Here is a 13,453-nt window from a genome sequence, read left to right as displayed (position 1 = left end):
TATGGCCGGAATCCCCTCGCCGTTCTCGACCGACGAGGCGGACGACGAGACGTTCGACGAATACGACGAGTACGTTCCTGAGTCCCTCCCGGAACCGGGGTCGTTCCTCGACGGCCACGACGTTCTCGCCGACGACGCGCACCTTGAGTTCCACGAACTGACGCGCGACCTCTTCGAGGAGCGCGGCGTCTACGACATGACGTTCGGCTACAACCTCGCGAGACTGAATCTCGACCGCCGGCATCCCGGTGCGGGGTACCGGTACGCCGTAGAGCAAAGCGCGCCGGGGTCTGACTCGAACGGAGCCGACAGCACGGTTCTCCGCGCCGAATTCACGCCGACGACGGAGTTCTGCCCCCAGAGTGACACGCTCGCCCGGGGGTCGTTCCGCGCGTGGAACGGGCTGTCGGAGCGACACGACTACGACCTCGTCCGGGTACGGGTCGACGGGATGCATCACAACAGCGAGGAGATAAACGGGGACATGCGCGACCTCGAAGCGACGTATCTGGAGACCGATTCGGTCGGCGAGGCCGCCGATTCGCCGACGCGCCAACCGAGCAGGGGATCGACGGGAGACGAACCGAGCAGCGGTCCAACGTCTCCGTTCTGACGCCGCGTTTTCGGGCGGTTCCAACGCCGTGATAGGGGCTGTTTAGTCAGTCCGGGAGTCCGTCGACGCGGGGTCGGCGAACACCTGCACACAGTTACAACGAGCTATGAGACGTATCGAAAGCCGAAAAACAACAGCGAGGGACGGCCGCTCAGTTCGGGTCGGGGTCGAACACGTCGAGGTTCTCCTCACCCTCGGCGCGGACGACGCTCATGCAGCCGCGGCGCGCCACCCGGCTCAGCGCGTGGTCGACCAGCTTGTAATCGCCGGGGACCTGGAAGCCCATCGTCGCGATGGTCGTGCTCCCGGGGGCGACCGGCTTGGTCTGGATGTGGGTCTGCGGGTCAGTGCTCAGCGACCCCTCCGGGTAGAGCTTCTCCCACACGTTGCCGATGGGGTGGTAGCTGCTGGTGAGGTTCGGGCCGCCGGTGACGAAGTACGTCCGAACGGTGTCGCCCGTATCGACGGTCGCCGCCGGACCGTACCTGTTGGGCGTCGTGGCGTACGCCTCGCCGTTCATCACCACGTAGGTGGGGTCCTCGTCGGCCATCGCCTGCATGTCGAACCCGTGGTGACCCTCCTCGCCGGCGTCCGTGTCCGTGTAGATCTCGTGCTGTCCGAGATACACCTCCTCGTCGACGTCCGGCATGCCGTCCTCGGGTTCGACCAGGATGATGCCGAACATGCCCGCGCTGATGTGCATGTCCAGGTTCGCCACGGCGCAGTGGTAGATGTACGCACCGGGGTACGTCGCCTTGAACCGCAGGTGCTCCGTCTCGCCGGGCATAGTCATCGTCGCCTCCGCGCCGCCGCCGGGGCCGGCCACGGCGTGGAAGTCGACGTTGTGCGGCATCGTGTTCTCCTCGGGGTTGCGGAACGTCACGTTCACCGTGTCGCCCCGCCGGACTCGGATGAACGGTCCGGGCACCTGACCGTTGTAGGTCATGTAGTCGAAGGTGACACCGTCCTCGACCTCGGCGGTCACCTCTCTGGGGACGAGTTCGACGTCGACCTCGGCGGGTTCGTCCCGCTCGATGGGTCCCGGGATGTCGGTGGGATCCGCGGCGACCCGTTCGACGGTCGGCGTCTCCGCCTGTTCCATTCGGTCGCGCTGTTCCGTGCGCTCCTGGGCAGTGGGGGCGTTCGCACAGCCGGCGACGGCGGTCGCACCGCCGATCCCGACTGCCTGGAGCACGCGTCGCCGCGAAGTTTCGAGCATTGTCTTTTTCCTCCCTTACAGGTGGAGATAGTCGCCTAACCACTATCAAACGGTTTCACTGTTCCCAGGGCGCGAGAACGGGACGAACACGTTCGTCCGAAAAAGGTCATCAGATCGCTCGTCGGCCGTGCGATACGTTATCCGACGTTCGCCGTCAGTATCACTCCGACGGCGCGAACACGACCAGCGCCGTCGCGTCGTCGACGGCCTTCGGCGATATCTCGCGCTCGCCGCTGAACCTGACGGCGTCGCCGGGGTCTATGCCGTAGCTGTCGTCGTCCAGTCGGAGATCGATCGACCCCTCGATCCCGTACAGCACGATGTCGTGTCCGGGGTGTTGATGTGGGGGCACAGCTTCGCCGGCGTCCAGTTGCAGGCGGACCGTCCGCGGACTCCGCTCCTCGAACACCTCGGCGTGGGGGGCTTCTTCGAGTTCGTCGACTGCTGTCTGTTCTGGCATCGTTCGAAAGAACGTCCGCCGGGTGCCTCCGCGTTCACCCGAACCAGTTCGGCGCCCGTTCGCCTGTGGTCGGCCACAGTTCGCCAGTTGGTCATACTGTCGGCTGTACCTTCGGAACGATACTCGGGCCTCCGGGGGGTCCGATATTCTGCAAGGGAGTACAGCCGACAGTATCAGTCTCTGCTGCCGAGAGCGGGCACCGGTCACGGCTCGCCGCCGGACGAGAGGGTATCGCTAGCGTCTCCCCCGTCGTCGCCGGCGGCATCGCCGTTTCCGACGCGTCCTCCGACCAGAACCGCGGGGAGCGACTGCGGGCCGTGACGCCGCAGTACGAGCAGGAGGTTGGTCGCGAACGCGAGACTGCCGACCAGAACGAGCGCGCCGGCGGCGGCGACGCCGAATCGGGGAACCGACTGCGCGTCCGCCGCCGCGAGCAGGTCCGCCGCCGCCAGCACGCCGACGCCGACGACGAGGGCGACGAAGTCGACCGCGGCGATCCGGTCGTCGTAGAGGTCGTCGATCATCGGGACCGGTTCGAAGCCGAGGCGGTCGCTGTACCTGTGGACCCACACGATGAAGGGAACGACGTGGTACAGGGTGCCGAACACGACGAACCCGACGACGCCGAACAACAGGAGCGTTCTCGCTCCGGGCGCGCCGAACGTCGCGTCGCGGGCGAGCGGGTCGGCGACCCATGCGGGAAGCGTCAGGAGCGCCCAGACCGCCATCGCGCCTGCGGCGACGGCGTAGCGCGAGAGCATCGGCGTCCACTCGACGCTCGTTTCGGTCAGTTTCCGGGCGAGGATAACGGCGACGCAGATGACGCTTCCGACGACGAGCACGCCGCCGACGCGCGCCAGTGAGACGTTCCCGAACAGTCGCCCCACTGCGAGCGCGACGACGCCGACCGGATAGCCGACCTCCTCGACAGTCCGAAGAGAGCTGTCGATCCCGTGGAGTTCCGTCTGGGTGAACATCGTCGCGAGCTGGTAGAGCGCGCCGAACACCGTCGTCAGAACCGCGCCGAAGACGGCGAGCGTCGCGTGGGTCGCGACGACGTCGCCCCGCGCGACCGGGCTGTCGTAGAACAGGGGGCGGGTGAATCCGACAGCCAGCGACAGCCCGAGAACCGTCAGGACGAGGAAGTACGCCAGCGCCAGCGCGAAGTGGCGCTCGGTCACGTCAAGCGGTCGCGCCGTCGCCAGCGTACGGCCGACGTTGTAGACGAACGTCCAGAAGCCGGCGAGCATGAACCCCCCTGCGTACGGCAGAAGGTCGTACCTGTCCGTCAGCAGACTACCGGCGAACCCCGCCAGCCCGGCCGTGACGAGCCACAACTGGGCCGTCGCCAGGCGACGCGAGTGCAGTTCGGTTCCGGACCACACCGGGACGAACTGCGTCATCGCGCCCATGATCGTGATACAGACCCACCCGGCGAGCAGGAGATGGACGTGAGCGAGAGGTTCCGACGGTTCGCCCGTGAACTCGCTCGCCACGACCGCGGCGACGAGAAACCCGAGTGCGACGACGAAGTGGCGGAGCGGCACCGACATCGGCGGCTGGGTATCGGTTTCGACGTTGCCGGGAACGACGCTCATGGTGGTTCGTTCGGCGTCGCGCGCCCTCCCCGTACTCCCGAACGTGTTCGCACTGGGAACCAGAGGGGACCCGCCCGAACTCTCCGACATGACCACGGCCACGCAATCGACCGAGACGGCACGGACGACGGTCACGGTGAAATGCACCGGCCACGTCCGCACGGAGGTCGGCGAACCGGAGTTCTCGTACGCGTTCGAGGGGGACACGCTGGGAGAGTTCCTCGACGACTTCTTCGAGTCGTACGACGTCGAGGAGATGCTCGTCGCGGAGACGGAAGAGGAGGCGTCGACGGACGGGTGGGCCGACCCGCCCGAGGAACTGCCAGGAACCTGGGAGAAGAACCCGGAGGGCGAGCAGACGCGGACCTACGCTCGAGTCGCCGTCAACGGCAAGTTCAACGAGCATCTCGACGGGTTCGACACGGAACTCGACGACGGCGACCGCGTGGCCCTGATCTACCCGTTCATCTTCTGCTGTTGATACTGGCTGTCGTGAGTCGCTGAACGCTTCGCGGGGATGCCACCGCGACATAGCTGAAACAGAAAGCCCGACGGGAAGTGCGACTGCCGTCGACGGATCAGGCGCTCCCGGCGGGCCGCGAGACGGCTATGACCCACTCGTCGGGGGCCGCACGCCGCACGTCGCACCGGTCGAACGCGTCTTCGAGGGGGCCGTCGTGGCCCACCGCCTCTGCGAGCATCGAGGCCAGCGGCGACGGATCGTGGTCGTTGACGAGGTAGAACGTCTCACCCGGGTCAAGCGCCCGGAACTCCTCGATCGCTTGCTCGTGCCGAATGGACGGGGGGAGCCCGCGAATGTCGAGCGCGTGGTCCGGAACATCGAACTCCGCTCGGTCGTCGAGGCGTTCGAGTACTTCGTCGCCGACCGTCGCCACGGCGTCCGGTACGTCGCCGTCCATCTCCCGCACGTCGTCGTCGAACGGGAGTTCGCAAAGTACCGGCAGGTCCAGTTCCCCCTCGACGTCCGCGGCCGGGAACAGGTCGTGTTCGCGTCCGCAGTCGCAGGTGAACCCGGCCATGTTGACGACAGTGCCGAGTACCGGAACGCCGTTTTCCTCGAACAGAGTGGCGCTCCGGCCCGTGTCCGACACGCTCGTGGGATACGGAGTGGTGACCAGCAACGCGCCGTCGACGGGGAGCGTCTGCAACACCGTCAGGACGATGTCGCCGGTGCCCGGCGGAAGGTCGACCACGAGGACGTCGAGGTCGCCCCACGCCGTGTCCTCGAACAGTTCCGTCACGGCTTCGTGGGCCATCGCGCCCCGCCACGCTATGGGCGCGTCGTTGGCGATGAGGCCGACGCTCATCGCGGTTAGTCCGCCGACGTCTATCGGTTCGGCGTCCCCCTCGTCGTTGGCCGACACCGGCCCCGCCACGTCGAGCAGTTCGGGCACGTTCGGACCGTACAGGTCGGCGTCGAACAGACCGACGTCGCGGTCGGGGTCCGCCGCCAGCGCCCGGGCGAGTTGCGTCGAGACGGTGGTCTTGCCGACGCCGCCTTTCGCGCTCGCGACGGCGATCACCGCGTCGATACCGTCCGGACGGTCGACTCGGCCGTCACCGTCTGCGTCGGGCGTCTCGCCCTCGATGATCGCCCGTTCGACCCCCGGCGTGGCCAGGGCCTCGCGGCGGAGCGCTTCGGTCACGTCCTCCGCGGTCGCCTCGTCGAACCCGGCGAGGTCGACGCCGATCGTCACCGTGCCGTCGCGCACGTTAACGTCGGTCACCAGACCCGATTCGACCGCGTCCGTCCCGAGGTCCGGGTCCTCGACGGCGGTCAGCGCGTCGCGGACTCGGTCGCCTCTGTCCGGCGTTACGTTCTCTTCGGCCATGCTACCACGCCTCGAACTCTTCCGCGTCCTCGTCCGGTTCGCGCTCGGTCATCAGGGTTCCTCCGTACGGGCGGAAATCCATGTCGTACGCGTTGGCGACGGTGTCGAGCGCGTCCTCGCGCGCGCCGACCCGGTCGGTGTCGAAGCCGAACGACTCGACTGCCTCGACGAGGTCGTCGTCGCTCACGTACCCGTCGGCGTACGCCGCGGCGATGCCGTCCCGGAGCACGTCGGCGTTCCGACGCAGACGTTTCCCCTCCTCGAACCGCTCGCGCATCTCGTCGGTCGGACTGCCGCGGTCGAGGGGGATACCGTCGAACCGTTCGACGGCCTTCCGGTCGAACTCGTCTGCCATCCGCAACATCTCGACGACCTGTTCCCGGGGGGCAAGCGCCTCCCAGTCGTCGCGGGCCCCGTCCGCCACGACGGCGTCGACGGCGTCGGCCCACTCCGTCGAGCGTTCGACGTCCTCGAACGCCTCCGCGACGAACGCGCCGACGTAGTCCTCCGGAACGGTGACGCCGAGCGACTCGTCGAGGCTCGCGGTTTCGTCGCTACGGTCGCTTTCGGCGGCGTCGCCGTGTTCGTGGTCGCGGTGCGTTTCGTCCGTCGAAGTGTCGAGGTCGTAGGTGTCAGTCATCGTCGGTCACGCTGTCCTTGAGTCAGGCCGTCGTTCACGTCGGCCGGACCGCCGCCGGGGCCTTGCCGGCCGCGGTCGCGTTTCGACCCCGGGCCGCCGCCGGGGGCGGCCGGACCGTCCAGGTCGGCGTCTATCTGCTCGGGGTCCACGCCGCGGGCCGTCGCGAGCGCCCGCTTGGCCGACCGCCGTACGTCGTCGCTCCGGTCGTTCAGGCCGTGACGCTCCAGCGCCTCCTCTGCGCGGTCCGTGCCGAGGTCGCCGAGGCTACTCGCCGCCTTCGCCCGGACGAACGCCTCCGGGTCGCGGGCCAGCACGGCGGCGAGAATTCGCACGGCTTCGCCCGTGTCGTCGGCGTACTCCCGCAGGAAGTCGGCGGCGTACTCCCGAACGCCCTGATGCGGGTCCGACTTGATCCGCTCGACGAGCAGTTCTTGGGACGCCGCTCCCGTCTTCGCGAGCGCCACGACGGCGTTGCGCCGCACCCACCCGCTCTCGTCGGAAAGCGCCGCGCGGAGCGTCTCTTCGTCGCCCGGCGCGGCCCGTGACTGTGCGACGACGGCTTCGGCTCGCACCCACTCGTGCCCGTCGTCCAGTGCCGTCCGAATCGCTGCCTCGGCAGTTCCGTCCGCCTCCGATCCCGCGCTTGCCGCGTGGCCGAGCGCTTCGACGGCGAACTGCCGGACTTCCTCCGATTCGTCTCCGGTCGCCCGCTCGGCCAGTCGAACGGTCGTCTCGGGCTCCAGACCGGCGCTATCGGCGATATCGACGAGCCCCAGGGCGGCGCGTTCGGGGTCGCGCTCCCCTTGGGCGTCGAGTTGGTCGCACAGTTCGGCCTCGTCTTCCGCGACCGCCCGGCCGCGGGCGCTGCGGTTCGCGTACTCGGTCATCGTCTGAGCCTCCAGTAACTGACTAGCCACGCGGCGACCGTCGCCAGGACGAGCGCGGTGATCCAGTTCGTCGCCGACCGCGCCAGCCACATCACCGACTCGCCGGTCTCCTCGGCGACCTCGGTCGCGCCACCGTCGCCGCCGTTCTCCGCGGCGCTCAGTTCGTTGTTCTCTGTGTCGAGGACGGAGTACTGGAGCGTGATCGACTTCTGTCCGTTCACCTCGTCCGCGCTCCCGTTCCAGACGGCGAACGCGAGATACATCTGGTCGCTCTCCTCGAAGGCGGCGTCGAACTCGCCGTCAGCGCCGCGTTCGCGGACGAAGACGACTTCCCAGCCGTCGTCCGTGCGCTCGGCGTTCGCCGAGACGTCCTGTGTCGGCGCGTGGGTCAGCGAGCCGTACCCCTTCGCGTAATAGTTCTGGGCGTTCTGCTCGTAGTCGGACTGCGACATCGGATTCCCGGCGGCCGTTCCGGGTCGAGTCTCGTCGTCGGGGTGGGGGTAACTGTACATGTCCCCGCCGCCTTCGTCGCCGGAGTTCTGCCACGCGGCCCGCCAGTACCAGATGTTGACTGGGTCGCCGTTCGCACCCATCGTGATCGGCGGTTTGCTACCGCCGCGCATCATCACCGCGACGCCGTCGCTGTAGGCCCCGGGTTCGCTGATGTTCATGTCGCTCGTCGGGTCCTCCCACTCCAGACGGAAGGCGACGTGCGTGTCGTTCGTGACGGTCTGGACCGTCATCTCGTCGACGCTTCCCCCGCCGTAGGGGAGCGCCATCTGCTGTTGCGACAGCGACACGTCGCGGGTCGGCGCGTCCTCCCACTTCGCCGCGTCAGGCGCGGCGGGAACCTGCTCGACCGACTCGACGGGCTGTGTGCCCGCAGTGACGACGCTGACCAGCGCCACCTGAGCGACCATCACCAGACACATGACGACGACTGCCAACTTCGTCGCGCGCCGGGCAGCGCGGCGGTCGACCGAAACGCCTAGGAGCGAGCGGAGGCGGCGTTTCACGGTGCTTCACCCCCGACTGCGGGCTCCTCTTGTTCCGGGTGTTTCCCGTTGTCGTAGGTCACCAGCTCCTCGACCAGATCCGCCGCGGCGACGTACGCCGTGTCGTCGGTAGCCCGGCGCAGGTCGTACGCCAACGCCGGCACGAACTCGACGAGGTGGTCCGCGAGCACGGTCGCCTCCGCCTGTGCGATGCGGTCGGCAGCGGTGGCGTTGCCGCCGTCGAGGGCGACGGCCCGCTGGCCGGCGAGCACCTGTGCCAGTTCGAGTTCGGCCGCGACGTGGTCCTGGCGCTCCGCGAAGTCGTCGCTCGGCTCGACGCCGAACTCCTCCATCAGTCCGACGACGGTGGCGATCCGGCGCTGTTCGATGCTGAGTTCGTCCCGGGTCGTGTAGTGGGCCTCGTACGGGATCACCGCGTACGTCCCCTCGTCGGCCGGGACGCCGAACAGGTCGTTGTACGCCGACTGCAACTCGTCGAGCGGCGTCTGCGCGATGCCGGCGAGTAGCGCGCTCGCCTCCTCGGATACGGTGAGTCGTTCGGCGGCGCGTTCGATCCCCTCTCGGGCCTCCGAATCGGTCAGTTCGCTCACGGTACGCTCGTCCGGATAGGTAAACGCCGCGGCGGCGGCGCAGTAAAGCGTCGCCCGCGCGGCGTGGTACTCTGGGTCGGTGTTTCGGTGCATGGCTTTAGGGCTGGTTGGTCCACATCTCGCCCTCGCGGACCTCGAGTTCCTCCTCGAACGGGATGTCGACGACCTGGTTCCCCTTGCGGTCCCACCCCTTCACGCGGTGTTCTTTCACGGTGTACGTCTCGATGAGACGGGTCGTCGCGCCGAACAACTGGAGTATCCCGAGGACGTGGTGACTGGGGTCGCGGACGCGCTCCTGAACGATCTTCACCGACTCCTCGTAGGTGCTTCCGGGCCAGTCGTTGCGCTTCTGGTCCGTGTTCGGGGTGAACATCTGGGTGAGGAACTCCGGCGGCACGTGGTACGGCGGCATGTAGAACACCTGCGGGCGGGTGCCGAACTGCGGGTACAGCGGCAGCGCGACCTTCTCGTCGCTCTTGGCGAGGTAATTCGTCGGACTCCGGCCGTCCGCCGCCGACTTCACGCCGTTGGGGTGTCCCGCGTCCGGCCCGCGATTGATGTTGCCGTGCAGGCGCGTCTTCCCGATGCAAGAGGAGACACAGCGCGGGACGTTGCCCTCCTCGATGCGCGGGAAGCAGCCGACCGGCTTCTCCGACACGCCCGTCTCCGGATTGTACATCGGCTTGTGATACGGACACCCCTTCACGCACTTCCGGTAGCCGCGACAGCGCTCCTGGTCGAGCAGGACGATGCCGTCTTCCTCGCGCTTGTAGATGGCCTTCCGCGGGCACGCCGCCAGGCAGGCCGGGTTCTTACAGTGGTTACAGAGCCTGGGCAGGTAGAACTGCCACATGTCGTGGTACTGCTCGTTCTCGGGGTCGCTCTCGACGACATCGCCCGTCGGATACTCGCCGTGAACCTGGTCGTCGCCGAGTGCGGGGTACTCCCACTCCTCCTTCTGGGCGACGTACCCCTTGACCTGCTCAGTCTGGTCAGCGGCGTCGAAGATCGTCTCGTCTCCGTCGAGGTCGTCGAGCAGACGCATGTCCCAGCCCATCGGATAGCCGCCGTAGGGCTCCGTCTCGACGTTCATCCACCACATGTACTCCTCGCCGCGTCCGCTGGTCCACGTGGACTTGCAGGCGAACGAGCAGGTGTTGCAGTTGATGCACCGGTTCGTGTTGATGATCATCCCCCAGTGCCAGTCGCGCTCCTCGTCGCGGTGTTCGTAGGGGTAGCTGTGCTCGCGGCCGAGTTGGGGGTTGTAGGTTTCGGGCATCAGCTGTCACCTCCCTGCAGCGTTCCGTCGATGTAGTTCTGGACGAGATCGTCGCGGCGCGCGTCGCCGGGCCACCAGTCCGCCTCCTCGTACTTCTCGACTTCCACGAGGTCGTCGCGGTTAGTCCCGGTCGGTGCCCACACGGTTTCTTCGTACCCGTGTTCCAGTTCGGCCCCGTGCCAGGCGATGTCGTCCTCGACCTCCTCGGAGATGTTCGGGTCGCCGAAGACCGCCTTGTGAACGAGGTCGTCGGTCTCCTGTGCGGGGTCGAGCCAGATGTTCGTCGTGACGTTGTACCCCTTGATTCCGTCCTCGTCCTCCTCGTCGTCGGGGAAGTGCTGCGGCCACCAGCCGTGCCAGATGGTTAGCTGGCCCATGTCGCCGGCCGACCGGGGCCGTTGGCGCTCGCTCACCATCGCGCGAACGACGAGGTCCCCGCGCTTCCCGCTGATGCGGACGTAGTCGCCGTTCTCGACGTCGATGTCCGCGGCGTCTTCGGGGTGCATCTCGACAAACGCCTCGCCGAGCGGCGGCGCGTCCTCCGTGTCGCCCTCGCCCGTGGGGAACGAGAAGTCGTCGACGAGTCGCTCGGTTCCGTCCGGATCGCCGCTAGTCGACCCGAAGTCCCGCGCCGACCAGATCAGGTTCCAGTCGGTCATCCCCCACGAGGAGTGGGTCCGGTACTTCGGGTGGGGCGTGTTGTAGTAGAACTGGTACTCCTCGTCGTGGTACAGCGGGTTCTCCTCGTCTTTCGCCTCGCCCCACTTCTGGTTCACCCCGTAAGGTGTTCCCTCGGGACTCTCGATGTGGTCGAGGTCGGCCCGGTCGAGTTCGAGGAACCGGTCTTCCTCCTTGTGGAACTCCATCCGCCCGGTCTTCGTGTAGAACGGGCGGTCCTCGTGGATCTGCGAGTAGAACGGGATCCGCGGATACGTCTTCAGTTGGAGACGCTCCGGGCCGTCCTCGATGTCTTCGACGTCGATGTCGCGGGTCGTCATCCCCGCATCCAGCGTCTGCTGGATGTAGTCGCGGACGTCCTTGTCGTCGTCGAGGAACTTGTCGAAGTACGCCCGGTAGGAGTCGACGTTTCGCTCCTCCGGCGGGATCTTCTCGTCTAACTTCTCGGCAACGAGTGCAACGGCCTCGCCGTCCTGTTTCGTGTCGTACAGCGAGTCCATGACCCCGTGGTCCATGTGGATGAACGGGTTCTCCGGGCCGACCGTAATATCGGGATAGTCACACTCGAGCCAGGAGGGAACCGGGAGCACGATGTCCGCGTGGCGCGCGGAGTACGTCATGTGCATGTCCGAGACGATCGAGAGTTCGTTGCTCGTGTCGGGATGTTTGACGAAGTTCTCGATGACGTGTTCCTGATGTTTGGTCTGGTTCAGGAGGTTGCAGTTCATCGTCCACAGGATCGTCGGCTTCGACATCGTGTACGACTCCGCGTTCGTCGGCATCACCGGCTCCTCGGCGTCACCCTGTGGCACGAGGTCGAGTTCGCGGTCGAAGTCCCCGCGGATCTCGTGGGCGTCGAGTTTCTCGCCGCCGAAGAACGCGAACGCGTAGCCGGGATACATCCCGTGGGCCGAGTTTCCGTCGGGGTTGACGTAAGACGGGTAGCCGTCGAGCATCTCGATCTTGTACTGGCCGGAGTAGTTGTAGTAGCCGGCCCCCCGCTCGCCGATGTTGCCGAGCATCGACTGGACGAAGAAGATCGTCCGCTGGAGCGAGTCGTTCGAGTGGAACCAGTGGTTGATCCCTTCGCCGGTGAACCACTGCCCCTTGTCGGCGTCGGCGAACTCCCGGGCTGTCGTCCGGAGCGCGTCGGCCGGGATCGTCGTGATATCCTCGACCGTCTCCGGATCGTAGTTCGCCATGATGTTCGCCTTCTGCCGGGTGAAGTCCGTGTGGACGCCGACCGACTCGCCGTCTGCCAGCCTGATCTCAGTATCGGCCTCGAGTTGGGGTGTGACGGGTGTCTCGTCGCCGACCTCCTCTCGGGTGATGGGGACTGGGTCGCCGTTCTCGTCGAGGGCGACGAAGTCGCCCCAGTCGTTTTCCTCGTGGCGTTTCTCGCTGTCCTCGGCGGGGGGCTCGTGGTCCGAGAACACCTCGTGTGCGCGGAGGTACTTCCCGTTGTCCTGCCGGATCAAAAGCGGCAGGGTAGTGAACTTCCGCATGAACTCGGCGTCGTACAGTTCCTCGTCGATGATGACGTGGGCGACGCCCAGCGCGAACGCCGGGTCACTGCCCGGCCGGACGGGCAGCCACCGGTCGCACTTCTGAACCGTCGGCGAGTAGTCCGGGTAGACGCCGACCATCTTCCCGCCGCGCTCGCGGGTCTCCTGGAGGAAGTGGTTGTCCGCGAGTTTGTTGTGGATCAGGTTCTTCCCCTGAATAATGGTGTAATCGGCGGCTCGCCATGCTGACGCATCGGAGTCGCTCGTCTGATACCCGGTCGTGATGACGTGGCCTGGCGGCAGGTCGGCGTACCAGTCGTACTCCGTCCACTCGCAGCCGCCGAAGATAGAGGCCAGCCGTCGGCCGGCACCGTGGCGCGTGATCAGCCCGTCGGACTTGATGGCGTTGAAAATGTGGAACCGCTTTTCGTCCTCGAGACTCGCCATCTTCTCGGCGATGAGGTCTATCGCCTCGTCCCACGAGACTCGCTCGAACTCGTCCTCGCCACGCCCCTCCGGGTTGGGGTCGTCGGGATCCCAGCCCTTGCGGACCATAGGGTACTTGATCCGACTGGGCTCGAACGTCCGCCGGTGGAGCGTCAGCCCCTTCATGCACCCGCGGGGGTTCCAGTGGCGGGTGACGCCCGCGTTCTCGTACCCGCCGGGGCCGCCCGGACCGGGGCTACCCTCCTCCTCGTGGTAGATCTGCTCGGCCCGGATCGGCACCCCGTTTTTCATGTAGAAGTTCAGCGCACACGACTGCGTGCAGTTGGGATGACAGACGGTCCAGTCTACGCTGTCGTACGCGTAGATGTCGTGGTAGACCTGCTCCCACTCCCGGTTGGGGTACGACTTGAGGGGGTTGTCCACCTGGGTCACGGTGTCGACCGCTTCGGTCGCGTTCCAGGACGTTCCGACGAGAGCACCGACCGCGCCCGCGCCGGCGGCCGCGAGGAAGTCGCGCCGCGAGAGGCTCACCGCGGATCACCTCCGGTGGCGGTACGTTCGGTTGGCATACAAACACACGTCTGGCCTATTCCCTGTTCAAACGACGAGCGGGTTTTCAGAGCCCGAGAACCGGGGCGAACCTGTTCGGCCGCTGGGCCTTCCGTGCA

At 66.8% G+C, this 13,453-nt stretch carries 12 protein-coding genes; 2 read left to right on the top strand and 10 right to left on the bottom strand.

Translation table 11 applies throughout. The features are described from left to right. Position 1 precedes the first annotated feature (1 nt). On the top strand, positions 2-613 hold the full coding sequence (locus tag SM753_RS04620; RefSeq protein ID WP_323190713.1) for a hypothetical protein: 612 nt from the start codon (positions 2-4) through the stop codon (positions 611-613). A gap of 151 nt (positions 614-764) precedes the next feature. On the opposite strand, the gene nirK is transcribed toward SM753_RS04620, so the two are convergent. The 3 genes from nirK to SM753_RS04605 form a co-directional block, all read right to left on the bottom strand. Next, positions 765-1,832, bottom strand: coding sequence for a copper-containing nitrite reductase (gene nirK, locus SM753_RS04615; protein ID WP_323190712.1), 1,068 nt, complete (start codon positions 1,830-1,832; stop codon positions 765-767). A 160-nt stretch (positions 1,833-1,992) separates the two neighbouring features. Next, a complete protein-coding gene (locus SM753_RS04610) occupies positions 1,993-2,292 on the bottom strand; it encodes a cupin domain-containing protein (protein ID WP_323190711.1) in 300 nt (99 codons plus the stop codon). 203 nt (positions 2,293-2,495) lie between these two features. Further along, positions 2,496-3,890, bottom strand: coding sequence for a hypothetical protein (locus SM753_RS04605; protein ID WP_323190710.1), 1,395 nt, complete (start codon positions 3,888-3,890; stop codon positions 2,496-2,498). Positions 3,891-3,978: 88 nt separating this feature from the next. On the opposite strand from SM753_RS04605, the gene SM753_RS04600 reads away from it, so the two are divergent. Further along, entirely contained in the window at positions 3,979-4,371 is a 393-nt protein-coding gene (locus tag SM753_RS04600) for a MoaD/ThiS family protein (RefSeq protein ID WP_369335324.1), read from the top strand. Positions 4,372-4,468: 97 nt separating this feature from the next. Here SM753_RS04600 and SM753_RS04595 read toward each other — a convergent pair whose 3' ends face one another. From SM753_RS04595 to SM753_RS04565, 7 genes are all read right to left on the bottom strand, one after another. After that, a complete protein-coding gene (locus tag SM753_RS04595) occupies positions 4,469-5,743 on the bottom strand; it encodes a P-loop NTPase (protein ID WP_323190708.1) in 1,275 nt (424 codons plus the stop codon). 1 nt (position 5,744) lies between these two features. Beyond that, a complete protein-coding gene (locus tag SM753_RS04590; protein WP_138797967.1) occupies positions 5,745-6,383 on the bottom strand; it encodes a hypothetical protein in 639 nt (212 codons plus the stop codon). Further along, positions 6,380-7,270, bottom strand: a complete 891-nt coding sequence (locus SM753_RS04585; RefSeq protein WP_323190707.1) for a HEAT repeat domain-containing protein — start codon at positions 7,268-7,270, stop codon at positions 6,380-6,382. Before SM753_RS04585 ends, SM753_RS04590 begins: the two co-directional genes overlap by 4 nt. Beyond that, on the bottom strand, positions 7,267-8,202 hold the full coding sequence (locus SM753_RS04580; protein ID WP_135535898.1) for an ethylbenzene dehydrogenase-related protein: 936 nt from the start codon (positions 8,200-8,202) through the stop codon (positions 7,267-7,269). Before SM753_RS04580 ends, SM753_RS04585 begins: the two co-directional genes overlap by 4 nt. An 80-nt stretch (positions 8,203-8,282) precedes the next feature. Then, positions 8,283-8,969 carry a molecular chaperone gene (locus SM753_RS04575; RefSeq protein ID WP_135535773.1) on the bottom strand — a complete coding sequence of 229 codons (687 nt, stop codon included), beginning with the start codon at positions 8,967-8,969 and terminating at the stop codon, positions 8,283-8,285. Between the two features lie 4 nt (positions 8,970-8,973). Then, positions 8,974-10,155, bottom strand: coding sequence for a 4Fe-4S dicluster domain-containing protein (locus SM753_RS04570; RefSeq protein WP_135535774.1), 1,182 nt, complete (start codon positions 10,153-10,155; stop codon positions 8,974-8,976). Further along, positions 10,155-13,316, bottom strand: coding sequence for a molybdopterin-dependent oxidoreductase (locus SM753_RS04565; RefSeq protein ID WP_323190706.1), 3,162 nt, complete (start codon positions 13,314-13,316; stop codon positions 10,155-10,157). Before SM753_RS04565 ends, SM753_RS04570 begins: the two co-directional genes overlap by 1 nt. Positions 13,317-13,453: the final 137 nt, after the last annotated feature.

It is taken from the genome of Halostella sp. PRR32, assembly GCF_034808085.1.
Taxonomy (GTDB): Archaea; Halobacteriota; Halobacteria; order Halobacteriales; family Natronoarchaeaceae; genus Halostella; species Halostella pelagica.
This window is presented reverse-complemented; position numbering and strand designations above follow the sequence as displayed.

Bases quoted from the DNA above. Each gene is read 5' to 3' on its own strand.
- SM753_RS04620 (WP_323190713.1), top strand. From the start codon at position 2: ATGGCCGGAATCCCCTCGCCGTTCTCGACCGACGAGGCGGACGACGAG.
- nirK (WP_323190712.1), bottom strand. From the start codon at position 1,832: ATGCTCGAAACTTCGCGGCGACGCGTGCTCCAGGCAGTCGGGATCGGC.
- SM753_RS04610 (WP_323190711.1), bottom strand. From the start codon at position 2,292: ATGCCAGAACAGACAGCAGTCGACGAACTCGAAGAAGCCCCCCACGCC.
- SM753_RS04605 (WP_323190710.1), bottom strand. From the start codon at position 3,890: ATGAGCGTCGTTCCCGGCAACGTCGAAACCGATACCCAGCCGCCGATG.
- SM753_RS04600 (WP_369335324.1), top strand. From the start codon at position 3,979: ATGACCACGGCCACGCAATCGACCGAGACGGCACGGACGACGGTCACG.
- SM753_RS04595 (WP_323190708.1), bottom strand. From the start codon at position 5,743: ATGGCCGAAGAGAACGTAACGCCGGACAGAGGCGACCGAGTCCGCGAC.
- SM753_RS04590 (WP_138797967.1), bottom strand. From the start codon at position 6,383: ATGACTGACACCTACGACCTCGACACTTCGACGGACGAAACGCACCGC.
- SM753_RS04585 (WP_323190707.1), bottom strand. From the start codon at position 7,270: ATGACCGAGTACGCGAACCGCAGCGCCCGCGGCCGGGCGGTCGCGGAA.
- SM753_RS04580 (WP_135535898.1), bottom strand. From the start codon at position 8,202: ATGTGTCTGGTGATGGTCGCTCAGGTGGCGCTGGTCAGCGTCGTCACT.
- SM753_RS04575 (WP_135535773.1), bottom strand. From the start codon at position 8,969: ATGCACCGAAACACCGACCCAGAGTACCACGCCGCGCGGGCGACGCTT.
- SM753_RS04570 (WP_135535774.1), bottom strand. From the start codon at position 10,155: ATGCCCGAAACCTACAACCCCCAACTCGGCCGCGAGCACAGCTACCCC.